Here is a 24,717-nt window from a genome sequence, read left to right on the forward strand (position 1 = left end):
CGGTGTATCAGTCACCAGATGTGAGCCTGATCTCACGCCATCGCGAGCAAGCTCACTCCCACAGGGATGTAAGCAAGCCAAGACTTACTCCACGTTCTGCTGATCACCCTTCGGATCGAAGAATACCGAGGACACAATCTCCGCCTCGATCACCGATCCATCCGCCAGCGGCGCAAACACCCGCTCGCCCATGCGCTTCAGCCCGCCCTTCACCACACCCATGGCAAACGAATAACCCAGCGAGTTCGCCGCGTAACTCGACGTCACGTGGCCGACCATCTTCATCGGGATCGACTGCTTCGGATCGAACACCAGTTGCGCGCCTTCCGGCAGCCACTTGTTCGGATCAATTGGCTTGAGGCCTACGAGTTGCTTGCGATCTTCCCGCACGCAATCCTCACGGTTCATGCCACGCTGGCCGATCCACGAGAACGGCTTGGTACGGCCGACACACCAGCCCATGTTCAAATCGTCCGGGGTCATCGAGCCGTCGGTGTCCTGGCCGACGATGATGAAGCCCTTCTCGGCCCGCAGGACGTGCATGGTTTCAGTGCCGTACGGGGTCAGGTTGTACTGCTTGCCCGCTTCGGCGATTTTTTCCAGAACGCCCATGGCGTAGTCGGCCTGGATGTTCACCTCGTAGGAGAGCTCTCCGGTAAACGAAATCCGGAACACCCGCGCCGGTACTCCGCCCACCAGCCCTTCTTTCCAGGTCATGAACGGAAACGCTTCACGGCCCAGGTCGATGTCGGTCACTTCGCTGAGCAGCTTGCGGCTGTTCGGGCCCGACAGCGTCAGGGTCGCGTAGTGGTCGGTGACGGAGGTGAAGTACACCTTCAGGTCCGGCCATTCGGTCTGTTGATAAATTTCCAGCCACTGCAGCACGCGTGCGGCGCCGCCGGTTGTGGTGGTCATGATGAAGTGGTTGTCGGCGATGCAGGCGGTGACGCCGTCGTCGAAGACCATGCCGTCTTCCTTGCACATCAGGCCGTAACGCGCCTTGCCCACATCGAGCTTGGTCCAGGCGTTGGTGTAGATGCGGTTCAGAAACTCACGGGCATCCGGGCCTTGAATGTCGATCTTGCCCAGCGTCGATGCGTCCAGCAGGCCGACGCTGTCGCGCACGGCCTTGCATTCGCGGCGTACGGCGGCGTGGATGTCTTCACCGGCTTTCGGGAAGTACCACGGACGTTTCCACTGCCCTACATCTTCGAATTCAGCGCCGTTCTTCACGTGCCAGGCGTGCAGCGCGGTGAAGCGCACAGGCTCGAAGACGTGACCGCAGTGACGCCCGGCAATGGCGCCGAAGGTCACCGGCGTGTAGTTCGGGCGGAACATGGTGGTGCCCATTTCCGGGATCGACACGTTCAGCGAGCGAGCCGCAATGGCCAGGCCGTTGACGTTGCCGAGCTTGCCCTGGTCGGTACCGAAACCCAGCGCGGTGTAGCGTTTGACGTGCTCGACGGACTCGAAACCCTCGCGGGTCGCCAGTTCGATGGCCGCCGCGGTGACGTCGTTCTGCAGGTCGACGAATTGCTTCGGCGCCCGCGCAGTACCTTTTTCGTGCGGTACCTGGAACAGCGCCAAGGTCGGTTCTTCCACACGGCTCAGGGCTTTGGGCAGTACGCCTTCGACCGGTTTGAAACCGGCTTCACTGGCGGCACGAACACCGCCTTCAAAACCGTCGGCCAGCGAGTCGCCCAAGGCGTAGACGCCATTGACACCGCCAACGCAGACGCGTTTCTGCGGCGCTTCGCCCGGCACAAAACCGAGGATGTCCTCGCGCCAGACCGGTTTTCCGCCGAGGTGCGAAGCCAAGTGAACGATCGGGCTGTAGCCACCGGAGCTGGCGACCAGATCGCAGTCGAGCCACTCGCCCGGGCTGGCGACCTTGTGGCCTTTGACGTCGATGGCGGCCACGCGGGCGGCACTGACACGCTTGCTGCCACGGGCTTCCACCACGGCGCTGCCGGTCAGGATCCGAATGCCTTTGGCGCGGGCTTCTTCCACCAACGCACCGCGCGGGTTGTGACGCGCATCGGCGACGGCCACCACATGCAGGCCGGCATCAAGCCAGTCCAGCGCCACGCGGTACGCGTAATCATTGTTGGTCGACAGGATCAGTTTCTTGCCCGCCGCCACGCCATAACGACGCACGTACGTGGAGACCGCGCCGGCCAGCATGTTGCCCGGCACATCATTGTTGCCGTAAACCAGCGGACGCTCGTGGGTGCCGGTCGCCAGCACCACGCGCTTGGCGCGAACCCGGTGCATGCGCTGACGCACCTGGCCAATCGGCGCGCGATCGCCCAAATGATCGGTCAGCCGCTCGTGAATGGTCAGGAAATTGTGGTCGTGATAGCCGTTCACCGTGGCGCGCGGCAACAGGGTCACGTTGGGCAGGCCTTTGAGTTCGGCCACCACCGTCGCTACCCATTCCGCTGCCGGTTTACCGTCCAGACTTTCGCGGCTGTCCAGCAGGCTGCCGCCGAATTCTTCCTGCTCGTCCGCCAGGATGACCCGAGCACCGCTGCGCGCAGCGGCCAGTGCGGCGGCCAGACCTGCTGGGCCGGCGCCGACCACCAGCACATCGCAGTGCTGGTTCATGTTGTCGTAGGTGTCCGGATCCAGCTCGGTCGGCGAACGCCCCAGGCCCGCTGCCTTGCGGATGTACTTCTCGTAAGTCATCCAGAACGACTGCGGGTACATGAAGGTTTTGTAGTAGAAGCCCGGCGGCATCAGCTTGCCGCCGACCTTGCCGAGAATGCCCATCATGTCGGTGTTCACGCTCGGCCAGCCGTTGGTGCTGGTCGCGACGAGGCCCGAGTAAAGCGCCTGTTGCGTGGCGCGCACGTTGGGGATCTGCGTGGCTTCGGTGGCGCCGATCTGCAGCACGGCATTCGGCTCTTCGGAACCCGCCGCGAAGATGCCGCGAGGACGGGAATACTTGAAGCTGCGACCAATGATGTCGACGCCGTTGGCAAGCAAGGCGGCGGCCAGGGTGTCGCCTTCGAAGCCTTGGTACGTCTGGCCGTTGAAGTTGAAATTCAGGACCTTGCTGCGATCGATGCGGCCGCCGTTGGGCAGGCGATTGGACTGGCTCATACCTGATCCCCCTTTCTGATCGCGGGCGCCGGATTGACGAACTGCGGCTGCGTGCCGATCGGATAGGTTTCGAGAATTTCGTAGGTCACGGTGTCACGCGTGGTGTTGAAGTACTGACGGCAGCCCGCTGCGTGAATCCACAGTTCGTGGTGCAGACCGCGCGGGTTGTCGCGAAAGAACATGTAGTCGCCCCACTCTTCGTCGGTGCAGGCGGCCGGGTCCAGCGGACGCGGGATGTGGGCCTGACCGGAGACGTGGAATTCCTCTTCGGAGCGCAGTTCGCCACAGTGAGGACAGAAGATATGCAACATGGGAAAAGTCCTCTGTTAGTGGGCTACGGCTGCAGCGCCGTGTTCGTCGATCAACGCGCCGTTGTGGAACCGGTCGATTGAGAAGGGTTTGGCCAGCGGGTGCATTTCGCCCTTGGCCAGGCTGGCGGCAAACACGTTGCCCGAGCCCGGGGTGGCCTTGAAGCCACCGGTGCCCCAACCGCAGTTGAAGAACATGTTCGGGACAGGCGTTTTGGAAATGATCGGGCAGGCGTCCGGCGTGGTGTCGACGATGCCGCCCCACTGGCGGTTCATGCGCACCCGCGAGAGCACCGGGAACATCTCGACGATGGCCTGAATGGTGTGTTCGATCACCGGGTAAGAGCCGCGCTGGCCGTAGCCGACCCAGCTGTCGATGCCGGCACCGATCACCAGGTCGCCCTTGTCGGACTGGCTGATGTAACCGTGTACGGCGTTGGACATGATCACGCTGTCGATGATGGGCTTGATCGGCTCCGACACCAGCGCCTGCAACGGATGGGATTCCACCGGCAGACGGAAGCCAGCGAGCTTGGCCATGTGGCCGGAGTTGCCTGCCGTCACCACACCGACGCGTTTGGCGCCAATGAAGCCCTTGTTGGTTTCGACGCCGATGCACACGCCGTTTTCCTTGCGGAAGCCGGTCACTTCGGTCTGCTGAATCAAGTCCACGCCCAACGCATCAGCGGCACGGGCGTAGCCCCAGGCCACGGCGTCATGACGCGCGACACCGCCGCGACGCTGCACCGTTGCGCCGATGATCGGGTAACGGGTGTTTTTCGAGCAGTCGAGGTACGGAATTTCTTCAGACACTTGCTTGCCGTTGAGCAACTCGCCGTCGACACCGTTGAGGCGATTGGCGCTGACGCGGCGCTCGGAATCACGCATGTCCTGCAGGGTGTGGCACAGGTTGTATACGCCGCGCTGGGAAAACATGACGTTGTAGTTGATGTCCTGGGACAGGCCTTCCCACAGTTTCATCGCGTGTTCGTACAAGTGCGCGGATTCGTCCCACAGGTAGTTGGAGCGCACGATGGTGGTGTTGCGTGCGGTATTACCGCCGCCCAGCCAACCTTTTTCGACCACGGCCACGTTGGTGATGCCGTGCTCTTTCGCCAGGTAATAGGCTGTCGCCAGACCGTGTCCGCCGCCGCCGACGATGACCACGTCGTAGACCTTTTTCGGGGTCGGCGTGCGCCACATGCGCTGCCAGTTTTCGTGGTGGCTGAGGGAGTGTTTGAAGAGGCCGAAGCCCGAGTAATGCTGCATGGTGCGACTCCTGACTCAGCGGTAAACCGGGAAATCGGCGCACAGCGCGGCGACCTGCTCGGCAACATTGGCCTCGACATCGGCGTCGCCGAGATTGTCGAGAATGTCGCAGATCCAGCCGGCCAGCGTGATGCACTGGGTAACTTTGAATCCGCGCGTGGTCACCGCAGGGGTGCCGATACGCAGGCCCGACGTCACGAACGGCGATTGCGGATCGTTCGGCACGGCGTTCTTGTTGACGGTGATGTGCGCTCGACCCAGCGCCGCGTCGGCGTCTTTCCCGGTCAGGCCCTGACGAATCAGGCTGACGAGGAACAGGTGATTGTCGGTCCCGCCCGACACGACGTCGTAACCGCGATCAATGAACACCTGCGCCATGGCCTGTGCGTTATCAATCACTTGCTGTTGATAGGCTTTGAAACCGGGCTCCATGGCTTCCTTGAAGCACACGGCCTTGCCGGCAATCACATGCATCAGCGGGCCGCCCTGGGCACCCGGGAACACGGCGGAATTGAGCTTCTTCTCGATCTCTTCGTTCGCCTTGGCCAGGATCAACCCGCCACGGGGGCCGCGCAGGGTTTTGTGAGTGGTGGTGGTGACCACATCGGCGTACGGCAGCGGGTTCGGGTACAAACCGGCAGCGACCAGACCGGCCACGTGAGCCATGTCCACAAACAGCAGCGCGCCCACTTTGTCGGCGATCTCACGAAAGCGCGGGAAATCCAGGGTTTTGGAGTAGGCCGAGAAACCGGCCACGATCATCTTCGGCTTGTGCTCGACCGCCAGTCGCTCGACTTCGTCGTAATCGATCAGGCCGGTGGCAACGTCGATGCCGTATTGAACGGCGTTGTACAGCTTGCCCGAGGACGACACTTTGGCGCCGTGGGTCAGGTGACCGCCATGGGCCAGGCTCATCCCCAGCAATGTGTCGCCCGCTTGCAGCAGCGCCAGGTAAACCGCGCTGTTGGCCGACGAACCGGAGTGCGGCTGGACGTTGGCGTAGTCGGCACCAAACAGCAGCTTGGCGCGATCGATCGCCAGTTGCTCGACCTTGTCGACGTGCTCGCAACCGCCGTAGTAACGCTTGCCGGGATAACCCTCGGCGTATTTGTTGGTCAAGCCGCTGCCCTGGGCCTGCATCACGCGCTTGCTGGTGTAGTTCTCCGAGGCGATCAGCTCGATGTGGTCTTCCTGACGCTGCTCCTCGGCACTGATTGCCGCCAACAGTGCATCGTCATAACCCTGGATCTGGTCTTGCTTGCTGAACATCGCGGTTCTCCCAGCGGCGGCGCGGCGCCTGAATGATCGACAGGGCCTTGAACTGCCCTTTGGCCACGATGGTATGGCTGACGCCGACAGCCCAGATGCCTGCGCGCGCCACACAAAGGCGCGTTTACGACATGGGTTAACGGGGAGCGGGATTTGCGCGGCTCTGCGCGCCGCAGACTGTCGGTCCTGAGCCCGCCGCGAATCCTCGGCACGCCGCAACACCTCAGGCCAATGGGCACGGGGACTGTCAAAACTGACAGTATTCAAATAGCAATGACGGGCTTACTTTTGAGCCAACGGAACGGCTGACAGCCACTCACTCAAGGGAATGATCATGGGCACAATCGCAAGGTCGCATACGCTAACTCCGCAGTTATGGAAAAAGCTAAGGGGGAAAAACGTCTGTCGGCAGGGACCCGCTACGGAGCTGCTGCTCTTTCTGACTCAAGGCGTGTTTCATACGGTGGATATAGAAGGCTCGGTCAAACTGAGGATTATTCGGGAACTGAGCGAGTCTGAGGCGCTGCTTGCCGTCTACGTCGAAGATTCGGATGTAGTTCTTTCGTCCACTGTTTCAGTGAGTGACGCCAGGCTTTATGCCACCCCCCAAGACATCGTTCACCAGGACGGCGGTTACTATTCGGTCATTCTCAAGATCATTTCCTATCCGAACGCTGAGCTGGTCGCCGACATCTATCTATGGGAAATACCACCCATCGCGGCACCGCAGTCTGTCGAATCGGATCTTGCGCTGTACCTTCCCAAAGGCTCGACTTTTCACGCAAGCCCCTCTGAAGAAGACATTGTGATGGACAGGACTTTCAGAGTGTCTGAAGACCGCCAAGTCTCGGTCAACATTCGCACCGTTGAAGGGCGCAGCTACTCAACAACCGTCACGGAAGCCGAAGCAATCCGATGTGCCGCGCCCGGTGATTACTATGTAGAAAGCGGATCCAACGAGCTGTCGATCGTCTATGGCATCACCACTCGTCCCGAATCAGCGTCATTGCCGATCCTCAAGCGTGTGCCGCTGCCGGATGTGCCGAGGTCAGGTCATGACCTCGGCAAATGAGTGACGACCGTCAGGCTTTTTGCGTAACCAATCCGTCAGCCCGGAACATGCTGCGAATACCCCGCACGGCCTGACGGATGCGGTCCTGATTCTCGATAAGCGCAAAGCGAACGTGGTCATCGCCATATTCACCAAAACCGACACCAGGCGAAACGCAGACTTTGGCTTCGGCGAGCAGCTTCTTGGCGAATTCCAGCGACCCCAGGTGCGCGTAAGCCTCGGGTATCTTGGCCCAGACGTACATCGACGCTTTCGGGTTTTCGACCATCCAGCCCAGTTCGTGCAGGCCTTTAACCAGCACGTTACGGCGCTGGCGGTACTGCTCGGCGATGTCGAGCACGCATTGCTGATCACCTTCCAGCGCGGCGATGGCGGCCACTTGCAGCGGCGTGAACGTGCCGTAGTCGTGGTAGCTCTTGATCCGCGCCAGGGCGTTGACCAGTTCCGGGTTGCCGACCATGAAGCCGATGCGCCAGCCCGCCATGTTGTAACTCTTGGACAGGGTGAAGAATTCGACGGCGATGTCCTTGGCGCCCGGCACCTGCATGATCGACGGAGCTTTCCAGCCGTCGTAGACGATGTCGGCGTAGGCCAGGTCGTGAACCACCAGCACGTCGTACTGTTTGGCGAGGGCAACGACGCGCTCAAAGAAATCCAGCTCGACACATTGGGCGGTCGGGTTGGACGGGAAACCCAGGATCATCATCTTCGGCTTGGGGATCGAGCCGCGAATGGCTTTTTCCAGTTCAGCGAAAAAGTCCACGCCTGGCACCAGTGGCACGGAGCGCACCTGAGCGCCGGCGATAACGGCACCATAGATGTGAATCGGGTAACTGGGGTTCGGCACCAGAACCGTGTCGCCCTGATCCAGCGTAGCGAGCATCAAATGCGCCAGGCCCTCTTTAGAGCCGATGGTGACGATAGCTTCGTCTTCGGGATCGATGTCCACGTCGTAGCGTTTTTTGTACCAGCTGGAAATCGCCCGACGCAGACGCGGGATGCCACGCGAAGTCGAGTAGCCGTGAGTGTCTTCACGTTGGGCGACGGTGACCAGTTTCTCGACAATGTGCGGCGGCGTTGCCCCATCGGGGTTGCCCATGCTCAGGTCGATGATGTCCTCACCACGACGACGCGCAGCCATTTTCAGCTCGGCGGTGATGTTGAACACGTAAGGAGGGAGTCGATCGATGCGCGCAAAACGGCGCGGCGAACCTTGGTCTGCCATGGAAACCTCTGAAGACGTAAGCGCCCGGAACCGTCCGAGCGACGCTGGCCACTGCGGTGGCCTGAGGTGGAAGATACGGGCGGGGACGGCGGTTTGTCTACAGCGAAACCGCGAAATCGACGGCGCTCACACGGGCCTCTTCCCGGCTGAAGCCGGTCCCACTGAAGATATGCGCGCGGTCAGTAGGACCGGCTTTAGCCGGGCAGGCGTCGGAGGTCGGAACGCAAAACCAAGGGCATACACGCTGAGTACCTGCCTGCCACATCACCGTCATTCGATGATCTGCCGCAGTCCAAACAACAGCAAAAAATGCACCGGATAAATCAGGTACGCCCACCGCCGCATCGGCCACACTCCGAATGCCGGGCGCCCGCGCAGAATCGCTAACCCTAACAGTGGCGCCAGCAAACAGGCCACCAGCGCACCGATGGAAATCGGGTCGCCCCATAGCATGCCATCGATAATCTTCGGCCACTCGTTGCTCAATAAACAGACGATCCCCGGCGCAATCGCCAGCCATATGGAAGTGCGCAGCACGAGCACAAACGCCAGAGGCAGCAACACCCCATACATGCCGAACATCAACTGCGGACCAAACAGAACCCCAACAGCCAAAGCAGCGATACCCAAGCCCCTCGCCGGCCATGAGCGACTCAATCCACCCTGCGCGACCAGCAAACCCAACGCCAGCGTAGGCAGCACATTGAGCGTGGTGACCTCACCGGCCATGTAAATCCGATATGGCAGCTCCGCGACCGCGGAAAACACCGCCAGCCACGTCAGGTATTTCCACTTGATCGAAGCCTCCACATCGTGCTGGCCAGTACGTACGACGTTGACCGCGATCGCCAGGCAAAACCACGGGAACGCCAGACGCCCCGGCACGTACAGCCAATTGGCGTGCCAGCCGACGTAGCGCAGGTGATCCATCACCATGCTTAGCATCGCCAGCCACTTGAGCAGGTCCAGCGCGCGATTCCGCCCGGGTGTGGTCATTGATTTCGGTTCGCTCATATTGCTTCGCTGTCTGGCTGAATTTTCTGACGCAAGAATGCATGACCAAACCGATCAACTTTGGTTACAGTCGCAGCCTTCGATTACAGGGAACCGGCCATGTCAGACCAAAGCCAGCAGTTTGCCAGCGACAACTATTCGGGAATCTGCCCGGAAGCGTGGGCGGCCATGGAGCAAGCCAACCACGGACACCAGCGTGCCTATGGCGACGACCAGTGGACAGCGCGCGCGGCCGATCAATTCCGTCAGTTGTTCGAAACAGACTGCGAGGTGTTTTTCGCCTTCAACGGCACGGCGGCCAACTCCCTGGCGCTGTCATCGCTCTGCCAGAGTTACCACAGCGTCATCTGCTCGGAAACCGCCCACGTCGAAACGGACGAATGCGGCGCACCGGAATTCTTCTCCAACGGCTCCAAACTGCTGACCGCACGCAGCGAGAACGGCAAGCTGACGCCTGATTCCATCCGGGAAGTCGCGCTCAAACGCGCCGATATCCACTATCCAAAACCCCGCGTCGTCACGCTGACCCAGGCCACGGAAGTGGGCAGTGTGTATCAGCCGGAAGAGCTCAAAGCCATCAGCGAGACCTGCAAGGAGCTGGGCCTGAACCTGCACATGGACGGCGCCCGCTTTGCCAATGCCTGTGCGTTTCTCGGTTGCTCGCCTGCCGAGCTGACCTGGAAGGCTGGCGTTGACGTACTGTGCTTCGGCGGCACCAAAAACGGCATGGCAGTGGGCGAGGCGATTCTGTTCTTCAACCACAAGCTCGCTGAAGACTTCGACTACCGCTGCAAGCAGGCCGGTCAACTGGCCTCGAAGATGCGCTTCTTGTCAGCGCCTTGGGTGGGTTTGCTGGAAAACGACGCCTGGCTCAAGCACGCACGCCACGCCAACAGCTGCGCACAGTTGCTGGCGGATCTGGTGAAAGATATTCCGGGCGTTGAATTAATGTTTCCGGTGCAGGCCAACGGCGTGTTCCTGCAACTGTCGGAAGCGGCCATTGCTGCGTTGACCGCGAGGGGCTGGCGCTTCTACACCTTCATCGGCAATGGCGGCGCGCGCTTCATGTGCTCGTGGGACACCGAAGAGGCCCGAGTGCGGGAACTGGCAGCGGACATTCGGTTGGTGATGGGGAGCTGAAAGCGGCTTACTCTTCACTGGTAGGTGCAGCCCATCCGCAGCCTGCAGATGGACTGAACCGGTGCCTCACCCCTGAGCAATAACCTTCTCGATCACCTCGACCGTAGCGCTGACCTTGTCTTCATAACGGCTAAGCGCTTCGGCGTGTTGCTGCTTGAGTTCGATCTGCTTCGAGCACAGATTCAGCGCCGCCAGCACCAGCAGACGATCGCCGATCAGCGTCGGGTAACTGCGCTTGGTTTCGAACAATGCCGATTTCAGCATCGACACGGCATCCATCAGGGTCTGCTCTTGGCCGGCAGGTGCCTTGATCGTGTAGTCGTTGCCAAGGATGGAAATAACCTTGGCGCCGTCCTGATCCGTGATCATGCGTCAACCGCGCTGGCACTGGTGGCGCGGTCAACCAGCGCCTGAATGCGCGCAGCCGTCGCACCCTGTTTCTCTTCTTGCTCCATCAGACTCAACTGCAGACTGTCGTTGTCATCCCTGGCTTGCTTCAACTCTTCGGCGAGTCGCGCGTTCGTGTTCTGCAGCTCCTGATTGTGCTGTACCAGGTCACTGACGAGCTTTTCCAACTGGCTTAGGGATGCTTCCAACATTTTGATATCTCAGGCAAATTTCAAAGGGCGCGTACGATAAAGAAAAGTCACTTTAGCTACCAGTGAAATCAGGGCATCCAAGCCGCTACACCGACCAACAAGCATCTCTACCACTCTATTCCGCAAACGCATAACGGCCCTGATTGACTACGTTTTTACGGTCTTGTTCCTGCTGTTCGTCAGATCACCCGGCTGCGACATAACCGCACAGCGTAGACCAGTGGCATCAAGTCCCCACAGGGCCGACCGATAACCCATGCATCTCTGACACTTCTATCTCTCGCCTCGCATGGATCGCGGCCGCCCTGGAACCGTAATGTCCCTACGTAATTTGAATATCGCGCCCCGCGCCTTTCTCGGCTTCTCCGTCATTGGCCTGCTGATGCTGATTCTGGGCGTCTTTGCCCTGTCGCAGATGAACAAGATCAATACCGCCAACGTTGCCATGGCCAGCAAAAGCATGCCGAGCATCAAGGCGCTGGATAAATTGACCGAAGGCAGCATTCGCCTGCGTGTTCTGTCCTATCGCCTGATGCTCAACCGCGATCCCGACACACTGCAGAAAACCACTGAATTGTTTGCCATGCGCAACAAGCAGATCGACGATGCCCGGGCCATCTACGTCAAGCTGATTTCCGAGCCAGCGGAGCAGTCGGCCTACGACCAGTACGTCCAGTTGCTCAATGACTATCGCCAACTGGAAAGCCGCATGAAGTCGCTGAGTCAGGCCAACGACATGACCGAGCTGACCCGCCTGCTCAGCGCCGATCTGCAGACCAACTCGGACCAGATGAACGTGGTGCTGGCCAAGCTGATTGAGATGAACACCCAACAGGTCAATGAAGCCAGTGCGACGGCCACTCAACAGTACTCGACGGCTTTCACGATGGTCGTCACGCTGCTGATCATTGCCACCGTGCTGACCTTGCTGTTCGCCTGGCTGCTGACCAACAGCATCACCCGCCCTATCGCATCGGCATTGAACGCTGCCGAGGACATTGCCGAAGGCGACCTGACGCGCACCATCACGGTGGACGGTACTGACGAAGCGGGCCGCTTGCTGGCCGCAATGTTGAAGATGCAGTCCAGGCTGCGTGACACCCTGCAGCGCATTTCCGGTTCGGCGACCCAGCTTGCTTCGGCCGCCGAAGAGCTGAACGCTGTCACCGACGAAAGCGCGCGCGGCCTCTCCAAGCAAAACGACGAAATCGAACAGGCCGCCACTGCGGTTAACCAAATGACCAGCGCCGTGGAAGAAGTCGCACGCAACGCTGTGAGCACCTCGGAAGCGTCGAAGAACGCTACGACGTCCGCCAGCGATGGCCGTGATCTGGTGCAGGAAACCGTCACCGCCATCGAACGCATGAGCACTGACGTGCAAAGCACATCCACGCTGATCGGCAATCTGGCGGACGAGTCCCGTGACATCGGCAAGGTGCTGGATGTGATTCGCGGCCTGGCGGATCAGACCAACCTGCTGGCCCTCAACGCCGCCATCGAAGCTGCCCGCGCGGGTGAAGCCGGTCGCGGATTTGCGGTGGTCGCCGACGAAGTTCGCGCCCTCGCCCACCGCACCCAGCAATCGACCAGCGAAATCGAGCGTATGATCGGCAGCATTCAGGGCGGCACCGAACAGGCCGTGAACTCCATGCGCAGCAGCACCGAGCGTGCGGAATCCACCCTGAACATCGCCAAAGGCGCCGGCCTTGCGCTGGACACCATTAACAGCGCCGTTGTGGAAATCAACGAACGCAACCTGGTCATCGCCAGCGCGGCGGAAGAGCAGGCCCAAGTCGCACGGGAAGTGGACCGCAACCTGGTCAACATCCGCGACCTGTCGACTCAGTCCGCCACCGGCGCCAATCAGACCAGCGCAGCGAGCAACGAGCTGTCGCGTCTGGCTGTGGATTTGAACGGGATGGTTGCGCGCTTCAAAGTTTAAAAGACGTTACAGAGCCGACTCGAAACCGGGTCGGCTCATCAAGACGCGGGGAGAGTTCGACGCCCGCGTCAGACCTCAATACTCAATCCGCACATCCCCCTTCGGCACGCTGCAGCACGCCAGGATGTAGCCTTCGTCCACGTCGTCATCGGTGATGCCGCCGTTGTGCTCCATCTCGACCTCCCCGCTCAGTTTCATCACCTTGCACGTCCCGCAGATGCCCATGCCGCACGCTTTGGGAATCATCAGGCCGAGCTTGGCAGCCGCTGCATGGACGGTTTCCCCAGGTGCTACGCGGATGCTCTTGCCGGTGTCAGTGAATTCAACCTGATTCAATTCAGCAACATCCAGATCCGGCGCATCGGCGGCCTGTTCGGCGTGCTCCACGGCGTCGGCGCGGGCTTCCGGTGGCGTCGCTCCGAAGGATTCTTCGTGGTACTGCGCCATGTTGAAACCATTAGCTTCAAGCAACCGCTTGACCGCGCTCATGTACGGCGTCGGTCCGCAGCAGAACACTTCCCGCTCCATGAAATCCGGTGCCATCAGTTCGAGCATCTTCTGATTCAGATAACCGCGATAACCCGCCCACGGCTCACCCAGCCCGTGCTTTTCACAAACGATGTGCAGGGCGAAGTTATTGATTCGCGACGCCATCTGTTCCAGCTCGCGGTGGTAGATGATGTCCTTGGGCGAGCGCGAACTGTGCACGAAGACCATGTCGACGTTGGCGTTGGTGTCGTAGTACCAGCGCGCCATGGACATGACCGGCGTGATGCCGACGCCGCCGCTGAGGTAGAGGATTTTCGGATTGGGGAAGTCGATGGCGTTGAACAGACCCACCGGGCCGTGCACCGCCAGCTCCTGACCTTCGTGCAACGTGTCATGCAGCCAGTTTGAAACCTTGCCGCCGGGCACGCGCTTGATGGTAATGGAGAAGCTGTACGGCACCGAGGGTGAACTGGAGATGGTGTACGAGCGCATGATCGGCGCGCCGTCGATTTCCAGCTCCAGGGTGACGAACTGGCCGGGTTTGAAGAAGAACAGAATCGGCTGATCGGCCATGAAGCAGAACGTACGCACGTCCCAGGTTTCCTGGATCACTTTGACGACCCGCACCAAATGGCGGCCGTTGGCCCACGTCTGGGTATTGACCGGGCTGAGGAAACTCTGGGACATACTCACTCTCCACGGCCGACGGTCGGCCTCTTATGGTGGCGATTCTGCGTAACGCGCGAGCCGCCTATTTACCTATCAGCGACATTCACATACTTATGGCGACCAGCCCCGGTCTATAGGGGTCGGGCCGTCGGAAACGGATTCGGCCATGTCGCCCATGGATAAGGTTCAGGTCGCGCCCGGCTCCACACTCGCCATCAATTCATTACAGATTCTTTATCCATCGGCCTGAGCGTCAGAAATCACTGCCGCCTCGCGTGCTTCGCTACACACCCACCGTATCAGCCACATTCGTAGACTGCGCAAAGCGCGGCCTGAGGACTTGAAAGATGGACGTCACCGCAACTCTGAGCTTGGGCGATCCGCTGGAACCTGCGCGCAAGGCGACTGCCGAGATGCTGCATACCCGCGAGCGGACTTACTCGCTGCCGCAGCCTTTCTACAGCGATGAGCGGCTGTTTGAAATCGACATGCAGGAAATCTTTCAGAAAGAGTGGCTGATCGCGGGCATGACCTGCGAAGTGCCGGCGAAGGGCAACTTCCTCACCCTTCAAATTGGCAAGAACCCGATCCTGGTCGTGCGTGCGCCGGACGGATCGATCAACGCATTCCATAACGTCTGCCGCCACCGCGGCTCTCGCCTGTGCACCAAGGAAAAAGGCAAGGTCGCCAAACTGGTTTGCCCTTATCACCAGTGGACGTACGAACTCGACGGGCGTCTGCTGTACGCCGGGACCGAGATGGGTGCAGACTTCGACATGAAGCAGTTCGGCCTCAAGCCGGTGCACTGCAAGGTCGCGGGCGGGTACATCTTCATCAGCATGGCGAGCAATCCGCCTGCCATCGACGCGTTCCTGCAGACGCTGAACCACTACATGGAACCGTACGACATGGAAAACACCAAGGTGGCGGTGCAAACCACCTTGATTGAAAAAGCCAACTGGAAGCTGGTGCTGGAAAACAACCGCGAGTGCTACCACTGCAATGCGTCGCACCCCGAACTGCTGAACACCTTGCTGGAGTGGGACGACGTCACTGACCCGCGCGCCGACCAGGCCTTCAAGGACCACGTTGCTGCATCCGCCGCCGCCTGGGAAGCGGAAAAGATTCCCTTCGCCCACGCCAGCTTTGGCCTGCGCAACCGCATAGTGCGCATGCCGCTGCTCAAAGGCACCGTCTCGATGACGATGGACGGCAAGCAGGGCAGCAAAAAACTGATGGGGCGCATCCAGAACCCGGACCTGGGCTCGATGCGCATCCTGCACCTGCCTCACTCCTGGAACCACTGCATGGGCGACCACGTAATCGTGTTCACCGTGTGGCCGGTCAGCGCACAGGAGACCATGGTCACCACCAAATGGCTGGTGCACAAGGACGCCGTCGAAGGCGTGGACTACGACGTCGCGCGCCTGCGTGAAGTCTGGGACGCCACCAACGACCAGGACCGCCGTCTGGCTGAAGAAAATCAGCGCGGCATCAACTCCGTTGCTTACCAGCCGGGGCCGTATTCGAAGACCTACGAGTTCGGCGTGGTGAATTTCATCGACTGGTACAGCGCCAAATTGCTGGAAAACATGGGCGCGGAACCGGCTTCGTATTTGAAGGGCGTGGCGGTTAACCACGAGTAGGGTTTTACCTGTCGGATTTGGACTGACACCTTCGCGGGCAACCGCGTTTCTACAGACATTCGAGCTGTAGGAGCGCGCTTGCCCGCGCTGCGTTTTGGGTGATCGATCAGGAGTTTTAGGAAGGCTCAGCAGGGCATCCGCATCTCCTGTGATTAACCGCTGGGGCAGAAACGGCTCTTTTCTGGCGTCCAGCAGAGATTCCACTTGTATATCTGCCATGTGGAGGCGCGATCCTAAAAACTTCATTTCCTACGAAAAAACCTGCCTTAATTCAGGACCTTATCAATATTGACCTACGACACTGCTGAATCTTCCTACGAAACGATCAGAGATTTAAAGCCGCGTACGAACTTGAACGTTTTTGAACGAATGTTATTAATACATCACTCACGGCAAATGACGTGAGCACTGCAAAACCCCTTATGTAAACTTATGGAGTAATAGACATGGGACGTAAACGCTCAGAAATTTCGATGATGCCTTTTAATCAAAGTGAAAATGCAATGGGAGCTCTTTTGCCAGTTGAGGCGCAGTTTTACTCACAGGGTTGATTAAAAAACCGTAAAGCAGGTTTGGGGTTAATACCCCAAGCCTGTTCAAGGAGCATCGCCAATGATTGAACGTGAATTCCCCGTATCGACCTCAGAGCAGAAGATCCGTGAGGCGATATTTTCTTTATCTCTTATACCGTCAGTGAAATACATAGACTCATCAAAATCGGTTGCAACCTGCACACTCATTGATGACAGCGGCGCGGCAGTGGCCGAAGGCGCAGGCAAGGGTCAGCATTGCCAATTAGGTGCGTTGGCAGAAAGTATTGAGCACTACGCGTTGGAACACTGTTCATCCAAGGGCCTGGTTACACGCCGTATCAACGAAGTACGTCACCAGGCATCCATTAAGCTTGATGGCGTCCTCGCTAACTTGCCCGATAGCGAGGCACCGATAGACTGCGTCGAATTCAAAGATATCTTGAATAGCCGTCTCATCACTGTCCCCGCTATCATGCAACTTCCAGACGAAGCTCTGGTGGAACACAATACCTCGTTAACCGAAATCGCGTACCTAAGCCGCTACTCGACAAACTCGGGGATTGCCTTCGGCTGCTCGGAAAGTGAAGCAATCCTTCATGGACTCAACGAAGTGCTTGAGCGGCACATGCTGTCTAAAATTCTCATGTCCCTCTGCGGCCAATACGACCCCATTCTGCTGCGGTCAGTTGACGCGGCCCCAATGAGAGAAGTATTTCCCGATGGCTCGAGATTTCGCACCCTCGCCGCTCGCATGAAGATACTCATTACCGAGACAATTCAGGGCGTATATTTCGCTATGGCTATTCCCAAGCGACCTGACGGCAGATACATAATCTGCCCGCTTGGCAGCGGATGCTCTGTAGACCCGCGAATCGCCATTGAACGCGCCGCTACTGAACTTCATCAGACCATGGCGCTATATGATGAAGTTGAGAAAGCTACTGACCATAGTGCCATCGCGTTAGCTAGCTTCTCATCCACCTTACGCCCGTTGATAAATCTTGAGGTACTCCGGAACACCGAGCTCAGCTGCAGACGTTTAGACCCACCGAAGCGTTTATCTGTGCAGGAGCAAGTAGAGTTCATCCTTGAGAGGTTTGCAGCAACTGGTTTACATGCGTTCAAAAGAACGCTGCTGGATTTCGAAAACGGGTGTGCCGTGGCGCAGGTTTATGTACCTGGACTGGAGCGATTCAACCTAATAAGGGCAGGTATTCCAGTGGTACCCCAACATCTTCTCCACGCGAATAAGTGCTATCCATGAGGTAAACCTTCGGATGATAGATTTTATCAGTGAAACACTAAGCTCCAGGAAAAGACTGTTCATAAGCGCCACAGCACTTACCGTTCTATTGAAGCTGTCCACCCTAGCGCCAGCCCTGTTGCTGGGGAAGATTATTGATAACCTCTCTGTCGCAGAAGATGTCGCTTCACTCACCCTTAGCGATTTACTGATTGTTCTTTGTGGCGCTGTGCTGCTGCAGTCCGTGTTGCACCCGCTTCAGACTTATCAACTGGTGAAGCTCGTGCAGACAACCCTGGCAGACCTCTCCACCGAATGGTCTGAAAAAATACTGGGCAAAGAGTTTGAGCAATTTTCTTCCCTACGGATTGGCGGCCTCATCAAATCCGTGGAGCGAGGAATAACTGCCCACGAGAAGTTTCTGATTTTTTTCATCACATCAGGGTTCCCGCTGCTGATTGAACTGGCTTTGATCGCGATCATCTTTGCCTACTTGGGCGGCGCACTGATGTTCACCACCCTGCTGGGTATTTCTGTTGGCTACATACTGCTATACCACCAGCTGATCTGCTGGCGGCGTCCTTATCTGGTTGCCGTCAATGATGAAGAAGACAGGGTGTCGTCCAAGCTATTCGAAACCCTGCAAGCCGGCAAAATCCTGAAGCTCGAACAGGCTTGCGGCCTCGCCATGAAGCCGCTTCGTCAGAGCTACACGGAGTACGCACATGCGGCAACACGAGTGGCAAGTACCGGTGCTGTTCTCAGCTCGATCAAAGTGTTGTACATCGGGCTGTCCACGGCCGGGCTGCTTGCCTGGGGCGTCAGTGATCAGGCTTCCCTATCCCCACGTTTGTCTGTTGGGGAGCTGGTCGCGGTATTTTCGCTGGCGGGCATGTTTCTCAGTAATTGCAGCGCTTTGGCAGAGGCCTATCGGGCACTGGATCAGTTTTCGGTAGACAGACAGAGGCTTCTGCAAATCTTGTCACTGGAGGATCTTGTAGAGGTACCGCAAGAACCTTTACCTGAACCTTTATCAAGACTGGAGTTGGTCGCAGTTGCTCAGGTAACGAACTGTAAGCTGCATTTCACGCCTGACCAATCCGTTGCGATCATCGGGCCCAGTGGTGCCGGCAAAAGCACGCTTTTAGACACGATGGCCGGAACGCTGAAAACACTCCGGCACGCCCTTTCCATGAATGGCAGGACATTACGAGGGTGCGACATTCAGACGTATCTGGATCGGGTTCGCTACTGTCCTCAAGACCCAGTGTTTCTTGAAGGCACATTCAAACACTCTGTGCTCTTTGATCAACCCATGTCAGAACACCTCCCCCGAATCCTTGACGATCTTAGCGTGGCACACCTGGCCGCCTACCGATCAATAGCTGAAGGCGCAGTCAACATTTCCGGAGGCGAAGCAAAGCGACTTTCACTGCTCCGGCTAATCAATCGCCCTGGAGATTTCAACTTGTTCGACGAGCCAACATCGGCTCTGGATCAGGAAACTGCCTTAGGTGTGTGGAGCACTCTGTTCGAGCACTTCCATAAAAGGGGGCTGGTGTGCGCTACCCACGACATGACTGCGCTGTCCCGTTTCGATCGTGTGATTGTGTTGAAAAACGGCGAAGTCATTGCCGACGGCCCCTGGAGCGAATTGCAAAACGACGGGGTCGTTGCGCAGGCGCTGGCGTAGATACGAGGCTGTTGAACCAAACGCCGAGGCTCCTCACCTCCGTGCCGATTGAAGAGATTTACACCGCCATCAGGTTTGAAGATTTGGAGGCATTAGCGCGATTCAATGCCGCTTCGTCATTGTTCAGCGCGAATCGTTGATCATTTTTTGAGCATATCGCTCAACGCGCCGGATTCAGGGGCCCAACCCTGACCGCGAACATGTTATCCACAGAAGCACCAACAGCCTGTGTGCGTAAGTCTGCCCATCGCTGTGGAAAAGCGTGCAATGGGCGTGATAATGACGGTCAGAGACGCAAACGGAGGCGCTAGAGCTGTTATTGGTTAAAACTTGACCACCACTCCACAGGCCACGGAATACGGGGGCTATAGCGGATCACAAACATCTTATCCACACGCCCGCACACAGAGAATGTGGGTAAGAACACGGACCGCGAGGCCTGGCTTGTGGAAAAAACCTATAAGAATCCGCGGGTAGAGCGATCAAAAATTGACCACCTGCTTGAAAGCCACGGTAAACATGGTCTATAGCAATGGCCGAACAGTTTATCCACAGGCGGATCAACAGCGATTGTGGGTAATACCGAAACTTACAAACCGAATCAGACGCGTCTGACATTCATATCTTTTTCTGAGCGTTAGACTGCCGCCCATCATCGATTTGGAGTGGCCAAGAATGACATCAAGAGTCCGGTTTTCTGAGCAGGTTGTCGTACGGGCAAACGCTCAGCTCATAGAACAACGCGGACGGCCTACCCGTCTTCCGCGGGAGCTGCTGGGTATCGTGACCTACAGACCCCGAACGCTTCAGGAGATTAAAAGCGCATTCGCCTCCGCCTACGCAAAAATGCAACGAACCTGATGACCATGGCGAGAGGAGGCTACGACTACATCTACAAGGAACTGGTCGCTGACGAGAGCGACATTCTGGGCAAACTCGCTTATTCGAGCTACAAGCGGCAGAAAATCGAGTACATCCAAGCTTTCATCGCGAAGCACGGAGAGGAGCCGAAAGACTCCGAACTAACGGCTTTCCATGACATCAGCAACAACGCTTCGCAGCTGGATGTTTACAGAAACCAGGCGGCCCAGTTGGCAGTGAGTTTTCTGGAAACATCATTCGCGAATGAAGCAAAAGAGCTTGAGGAGCTGTACTCAGCCAAGGCGAATAACGAGATCCGATCATTCAGACCCGGATTCTGGTCGGGTGTGGCTCAAAGCGTCGTTGGCTCAGGCTGTTTCGTCCTGCTGGTTGGGTGCTTGGTGTTCTTTACCTGGAGCCTCAAACAAGGACCTCGGCAGGTCATTGAACACGTTTTCGATGTGGCGATTATTGATGTCCCATTAGCGGAGCAAGCCGTTGAAAGCCGGTTGCCCGAGGAATCACCTCCAAATGAAAAAGGCGCCACTTAGGACGCCTTCCTCAATGCTGAAACACACTCAGCGAACCACCCCCTCCTCCACCAACAATTTCAAAATCGCCGCAGCCCCCTCCTGAGCAGTCACCCCTTTGAGCACCTGCCCACCGCCTCCGCTCGCTTTTGCCGTGGCGGCTTTCATACGATCAGCGCCGCTTTTCGCTTTGATGACCTTCAAGCGTTTTGGCCGAGGTTTCGCGGGCGTCAGCTCTGCGCCGGTGAACACTTCGTCGATGACCACCTCGATCTCTTCCACATCCAGCAGACCCCGTTGCGCCGGGCCGTAAGCGCTTTGCCGCGGTTTCGGGGCGGCGTTATCCACTGTTGCCAGGAACGGCAATCGGACCTTGAGTCGACGGCGCTGACCTCGAGGGAGCGCCTGCAGCACTTGGGCGCTGCCGTTGCTCATGGACTCGACCTCGGCCAGGCCCACCACCAGCGGCCAGCCGAGCGTTTCAGCCAGCAAATACGGGAGCATGCCGGAACCTTCGCCCGTCTCGGCCTGACTGCCGGTCAGTACCAGCTGCACCCCCGACTCGCGGATGTAATCCGTCAGCCCAGGCAACGCGTCCGCACCCGGCGGCTGAGCCAGCACATGAAGCTCATCCACGCCCATGCCCAGATAGCCACGTAATGCGGGTTCTTCGGCATCACCCGCATGCAACACGTGCAAGTTATCCCCAGCCAGTTGCAAACCCAGCTCAACGGCACGGGCATCCTGCTCGGCACGACGCGGCCGTCCCGACGTCGGGTGCGCACCGACAGAGACCAGGCTGATTACGTGCAGCGCACCTTTATCCACAGAGACCTCCATTTCAGGCTGCATCGCGCTTTGCCCCATTCCGGTAACTGTCGACCGCTTCAATCAGCGCTTCGAGAATGGCAGAGCTTTCGCCAATCACCGATAGATCGGCCCGCTTGATCATGTCGCAGGTCGGATCGAGGTTGATCGCCACGACCTTGTCGCAGGCACCAATGCCCTGCAAATGCTGGATCGCGCCGGAAATCCCTACCGCCACGTACACCCGGGCAGTGATCCAAGTGCCCGACGCACCGACTTGGCGATCCCGGGTCATGAAGCCATCGTCGACGGCCACACGGGAAGCGCCTTCAGTTGCGCCCAACGCGACGGCGGTGCGGTGAAACAGCGACCAATCCTTGACTCCGTTACCACCCGAAAATATGAATTCAGCTTCGGACATGGGGATAAGTGCCGGATCGACCGCCACAGCGCCAAGGTCTTCGATGCGCGGCAAGCTGCGCGCGACAGCTGTGGATAACTCGACGGGCAGTACTTCGTGCCGGGTCTCACTGACCGGTTCGGCGCATTCCGCCTGGGCGAGGATCAAGCGTGACACGGGACGCAACAGGTCTTGCGCACCAGCGCCTGCACGACCGATGCACTGTTCGCCAGCCACTTGCCAGACGCGTGTCGACGGTCGCTCACCCAGACTGGCCGCAAAACGGCGACCCAATTCTCCCCCGCCGTTTCGGCTGTCAGGCAGCAACCAGTGATGGGGGTCGAACTGGTTATCCACAGCCCGCAAACCTTGCACACGTTGCTCGGGGGAATAGCCAGTGAACGCATTGCCTTCCAATATCAACAGACGATCGACGCCAGCGGTGTCGAACGCCGTCTCTTTGTGCTCGCCAAAAATCACCGCCAGGACAGCGCCCTCGTTGCCCGCCAGCCCATGGGCCAAGCCCAGCAGGTCTCGGTCGTGGCTGCTCAAACGGCCACCGACCATGTCGGGCACCACAGCGATGTAGAAGGCTGGCGTCGCAATCCGATGCAGCGGCAATTGCACGTCCACCGATGCCGAGCGTTTGACCGCGCCGCCTTGCTGCGCCCCGCTTCGGTCGATGCGTTTGACGCCGTTGGGACCGATAAAACCGACGCCATGCACGTTTTTACGAAGCACACCGTTGGGGCCCATCCAACTGGTTTGAGCCGGCTGCATGGCGGCGTGCAGGGGATGCAGCCGGTTTCGTGCAATCCATTCAGCGCGTGGGTCACGGCGGATAATGTCGCTCATCAATGCGCCTCCGCAGGTTCACGTCGGGCCGCTGCCGGTTTTACAGGTGCGGTTTCCTCAAGCAGTGCATCAGCAACGAGTTCGGCGATGTCCTTGATCATCGGTCGCGGCTCGACCACGCCTTCAAGCATCGCGGTGCACTGTGGACAACCCACGGCCACCAGCTCGGCGCCGGTCTCGCGGATGTCATCCATGCGCATGTCAGGGATCCGCTGCTTGCCCGGAATGTCGGTGATCGGCGCGCCGCCACCGCCGCCGCAGCAACGTGAGCGGAACCCGGACCGCACCATTTCCTTGACCTCGACGCCCAGCGCACGCAGCACATCACGCGGCGCCTGGTACTCGCCGTTGTAACGCCCGAGGTAGCAAGGATCGTGATAGGTGACGCTGGCGCCTTTGTGCTGACCCAGATTCAATGCGCCGTCGCCGATCAGCTCGGCAAGATATGTGCTGTGATGCTGTACGACGTAGTGACCGTCGAACGCACCGTATTCGTTTTTCAGAACATGAAAGCTGTGCGGGTCGCAGGTGACGATGCGCTTGAAGTCGTACTGGGCCAGCGTCTGAATATTGCGTCTGGCGAGCATCTGAAAGGTAGCTTCATCGCCCAGACGACGGGCCACATCGCCGCTGTCGCGCTCTTCCAGACCCAGCACGGCAAAGTCGACCTTGGCGGCTTTCAGCACTTTGACGAAGGCGCGCAAGGTGCGCTGATTGCGCATGTCGAAGGCGCCATCGCCAACCCAGAACAGCACGTCCACGGTTTTCTTGTGGCTCATGACGTCAAGGTTCAGGTCGGCCGCCCAGTTCATGCGTCCGCCCGGAGCGAAGCCGCCCGGGTTGTCCGTCGCAATGAGGTTTTCCAGTACCTCGGCGCCCTTGTTGGGGGTGGCGCCTTTTTCAAGGGTCAGATGACGGCGCATGTCGACGATGGCGTCCACGTGCTCGATCATCATTGGGCATTCTTCCACGCAGGCCCGGCAGGTCGTGCACGACCATAGGGTGTCGGCGTCGACCAGCCCGTTGACGATGGGTTGATGGGGATTGCCGCCATGCTCGCCGATAGGCTTGCCCTGGCCGTCGAGCGACGGGTAAGGGCTGCCGGCGAAATCGGCATCGGTGCCACCCGCCAGCCCGACGACCATGTCTTGAATCAGCTTTTTCGGATTCAGCGGCTGGCCGGCAGCGAAGGCCGGGCAGGCAGCTTCACACTTGCCGCACTGCACGCACGCATCGAAACCGAGCAGCTGATTCCAGGCGAAGTCCTTGGGTTTTTCTACGCCCAGCGGCGCGGTTTTGTCGGTGAGATCGAGGGGTTTCAGCCCCGTAGAGCGGCCGCCGCCGAAGCGCTCTGGGCGGCGGTGCCACGCCAGGTGCAACGCGCCAGCAAAGGCGTGTTTCATCGGGCCACCCCAGGTCATCCCGAGGAACAATTCGCACACCCCCCACAACACACCGATGCCCAGAATGATCGCCAGCAACCAACCGCCGAAGTTCGCCGGCAGCACGCCCGCAACGGGCAACGTGACGATAAAGAACGAACCCGAGAACGCCAGCAGGCTTTTCGGCAGGCGCATCCACGGGCCTTTCGACAACCGGCTTGGCGGGTGAAGACGACGCAGGTACATGAAGATTGCGCCCACAAACATCACCGCCGACATCAGCAACAGCGCGTAGCCGAGGATGCGGTTATGCAAGCCGAAGCCGTGCACCAGAATCGCAAGGATGATGGACGCAACCGCGCCGCCCGCCGTGGCCACGTGGGTGTTGGCGATGTATTTGTCCCGCGCAACGACGTGGTGCAGATCGACCATGTAGCGCTTGGGCATCGCCAGCAATCCGCCGAGCAGGTCGACCTTGGCGGCACGCCCGTTGCGCCACAGGCTCACCCGCCGCAACGCGCCAAGGACCGCGAGGCCCAGGGCAGCGAAAAGCAGGATGGGAAGAAGGGTGTTTAACATGTGGAGCTCCCAAAGACTCAGGGTCTTGCAGGTCGGGATGCCTGACTCGTTTCCCGTGGGGCGAGCTTGCTGGCGAAGCCCTGCTGA

Annotated in this window: 19 protein-coding genes and 1 pseudogene; 8 read left to right on the top strand and 12 right to left on the bottom strand. The window is 59.0% G+C overall.

Annotation, left to right across the window (positions count from 1 at the left end):
- Positions 1 to 84 precede the first annotated feature (84 nt).
- Genes QMX88_RS16410 through glyA form a run of 4 tightly spaced genes read right to left on the bottom strand, consistent with a single transcriptional unit; the run spans position 85 to position 5,951 of the window.
- Positions 85 to 3,105, bottom strand: coding sequence for a sarcosine oxidase subunit alpha (locus tag QMX88_RS16410; RefSeq protein ID WP_282371160.1), 3,021 nt, complete (start codon positions 3,103 to 3,105; stop codon positions 85 to 87).
- A complete protein-coding gene (locus QMX88_RS16415) occupies positions 3,102 to 3,416 on the bottom strand; it encodes a sarcosine oxidase subunit delta (protein WP_074886785.1) in 315 nt (104 codons plus the stop codon). Before QMX88_RS16415 ends, QMX88_RS16410 begins: the two co-directional genes overlap by 4 nt.
- 15 nt (positions 3,417 to 3,431) lie before the next feature.
- A complete protein-coding gene (locus tag QMX88_RS16420) occupies positions 3,432 to 4,682 on the bottom strand; it encodes a sarcosine oxidase subunit beta family protein (protein ID WP_282371161.1) in 1,251 nt (416 codons plus the stop codon).
- Positions 4,683 to 4,697: 15 nt separating this feature from the next.
- Positions 4,698 to 5,951 (bottom strand): serine hydroxymethyltransferase, encoded by a 1,254-nt coding sequence (glyA, locus tag QMX88_RS16425; RefSeq protein ID WP_282371162.1) that lies wholly within the window; start codon positions 5,949 to 5,951, stop codon positions 4,698 to 4,700.
- A 334-nt stretch (positions 5,952 to 6,285) separates the two neighbouring features.
- Between glyA and QMX88_RS16430 the strand changes: the two genes are divergently transcribed.
- The gene (locus tag QMX88_RS16430; RefSeq protein WP_282371164.1) at positions 6,286 to 7,023 is read left to right on the top strand and encodes a hypothetical protein; all 738 of its coding nucleotides are present in this window, start codon (positions 6,286 to 6,288) and stop codon (positions 7,021 to 7,023) included.
- Between the two features lie 10 nt (positions 7,024 to 7,033).
- Here the strand turns inward: QMX88_RS16430 and alaC are convergent, their stop codons facing one another.
- Complete coding sequence (alaC, locus tag QMX88_RS16435) at positions 7,034 to 8,248, bottom strand: alanine transaminase (protein ID WP_192173172.1); 1,215 nt, start codon at positions 8,246 to 8,248, stop codon at positions 7,034 to 7,036.
- A 270-nt stretch (positions 8,249 to 8,518) separates the two neighbouring features.
- Complete coding sequence (locus tag QMX88_RS16440; RefSeq protein WP_282371167.1) at positions 8,519 to 9,262, bottom strand: TraX family protein; 744 nt, start codon at positions 9,260 to 9,262, stop codon at positions 8,519 to 8,521.
- Positions 9,263 to 9,361: 99 nt separating this feature from the next.
- Here QMX88_RS16440 and QMX88_RS16445 point away from each other — a divergent pair, with 99 nt between their 5' ends.
- Positions 9,362 to 10,402, top strand: a complete 1,041-nt coding sequence (locus tag QMX88_RS16445) for a threonine aldolase family protein (protein ID WP_192173174.1) — start codon at positions 9,362 to 9,364, stop codon at positions 10,400 to 10,402.
- Between the two features lie 66 nt (positions 10,403 to 10,468).
- Here QMX88_RS16445 and QMX88_RS16450 read toward each other — a convergent pair whose 3' ends face one another.
- Both QMX88_RS16450 and QMX88_RS16455 read right to left on the bottom strand, forming a co-directional pair.
- Positions 10,469 to 10,771, bottom strand: coding sequence for a cell division protein ZapA (locus QMX88_RS16450; RefSeq protein ID WP_065991262.1), 303 nt, complete (start codon positions 10,769 to 10,771; stop codon positions 10,469 to 10,471).
- The gene (locus tag QMX88_RS16455; RefSeq protein ID WP_192173175.1) at positions 10,768 to 11,001 is read right to left on the bottom strand and encodes a hypothetical protein; all 234 of its coding nucleotides are present in this window, start codon (positions 10,999 to 11,001) and stop codon (positions 10,768 to 10,770) included. Before QMX88_RS16455 ends, QMX88_RS16450 begins: the two co-directional genes overlap by 4 nt.
- A 316-nt stretch (positions 11,002 to 11,317) precedes the next feature.
- On the opposite strand from QMX88_RS16455, the pseudogene QMX88_RS29740 reads away from it, so the two are divergent.
- Positions 11,318 to 12,088 (top strand): annotated as a pseudogene (locus QMX88_RS29740) (MCP four helix bundle domain-containing protein); the annotation flags it as partial.
- Entirely contained in the window at positions 12,080 to 12,943 is an 864-nt protein-coding gene (locus tag QMX88_RS29745; RefSeq protein WP_442969466.1) for a methyl-accepting chemotaxis protein, read from the top strand. The pseudogene QMX88_RS29740 and the gene QMX88_RS29745, both read left to right, overlap by 9 nt.
- Before the next feature lie 75 nt (positions 12,944 to 13,018).
- Here the strand turns inward: QMX88_RS29745 and gbcB are convergent, their stop codons facing one another.
- A complete protein-coding gene (gene gbcB, locus QMX88_RS16465; RefSeq protein ID WP_192173177.1) occupies positions 13,019 to 14,119 on the bottom strand; it encodes a glycine-betaine demethylase subunit GbcB in 1,101 nt (366 codons plus the stop codon).
- 329 nt (positions 14,120 to 14,448) lie between these two features.
- Between gbcB and gbcA the strand changes: the two genes are divergently transcribed.
- The 4 genes from gbcA to QMX88_RS16485 all read left to right on the top strand — a co-directional run bounded on the left by gbcA (position 14,449) and on the right by QMX88_RS16485 (position 20,628).
- Positions 14,449 to 15,747, top strand: coding sequence for a glycine-betaine demethylase subunit GbcA (gbcA, locus tag QMX88_RS16470; protein ID WP_192173178.1), 1,299 nt, complete (start codon positions 14,449 to 14,451; stop codon positions 15,745 to 15,747).
- 612 nt (positions 15,748 to 16,359) lie between these two features.
- Positions 16,360 to 17,544, top strand: coding sequence for a YcaO-like family protein (locus QMX88_RS16475; protein WP_282371179.1), 1,185 nt, complete (start codon positions 16,360 to 16,362; stop codon positions 17,542 to 17,544).
- Between the two features lie 13 nt (positions 17,545 to 17,557).
- Positions 17,558 to 19,216: an ATP-binding cassette domain-containing protein gene (locus tag QMX88_RS16480; RefSeq protein WP_282371181.1), complete on the top strand. Its 1,659-nt coding sequence runs from the start codon at positions 17,558 to 17,560 to the stop codon at positions 19,214 to 19,216.
- Between the two features lie 860 nt (positions 19,217 to 20,076).
- The gene (locus tag QMX88_RS16485; RefSeq protein ID WP_282371183.1) at positions 20,077 to 20,628 is read left to right on the top strand and encodes a hypothetical protein; all 552 of its coding nucleotides are present in this window, start codon (positions 20,077 to 20,079) and stop codon (positions 20,626 to 20,628) included.
- A 27-nt stretch (positions 20,629 to 20,655) separates the two neighbouring features.
- On the opposite strand, the gene etfB is transcribed toward QMX88_RS16485, so the two are convergent.
- The 3 genes from etfB to dgcB are packed head-to-tail and all read right to left on the bottom strand — an operon-like array spanning position 20,656 to position 24,630.
- Positions 20,656 to 21,459 carry an electron transfer flavoprotein subunit beta gene (gene etfB, locus QMX88_RS16490; protein WP_282371184.1) on the bottom strand — a complete coding sequence of 268 codons (804 nt, stop codon included), beginning with the start codon at positions 21,457 to 21,459 and terminating at the stop codon, positions 20,656 to 20,658.
- Complete coding sequence (gene etfA, locus QMX88_RS16495) at positions 21,449 to 22,669, bottom strand: electron transfer flavoprotein subunit alpha (RefSeq protein WP_282371186.1); 1,221 nt, start codon at positions 22,667 to 22,669, stop codon at positions 21,449 to 21,451. The genes etfB and etfA overlap by 11 nt, the downstream gene beginning before the upstream one ends.
- Positions 22,669 to 24,630 (bottom strand): dimethylglycine demethylation protein DgcB, encoded by a 1,962-nt coding sequence (dgcB, locus tag QMX88_RS16500; protein ID WP_282371188.1) that lies wholly within the window; start codon positions 24,628 to 24,630, stop codon positions 22,669 to 22,671. The genes etfA and dgcB overlap by 1 nt, the downstream gene beginning before the upstream one ends.
- Positions 24,631 to 24,717 lie beyond the last annotated feature (87 nt).

This window comes from Pseudomonas sp. PS02290 (assembly GCF_029960075.1).
Taxonomy (GTDB): Bacteria; Pseudomonadota; Gammaproteobacteria; order Pseudomonadales; family Pseudomonadaceae; genus Aquipseudomonas.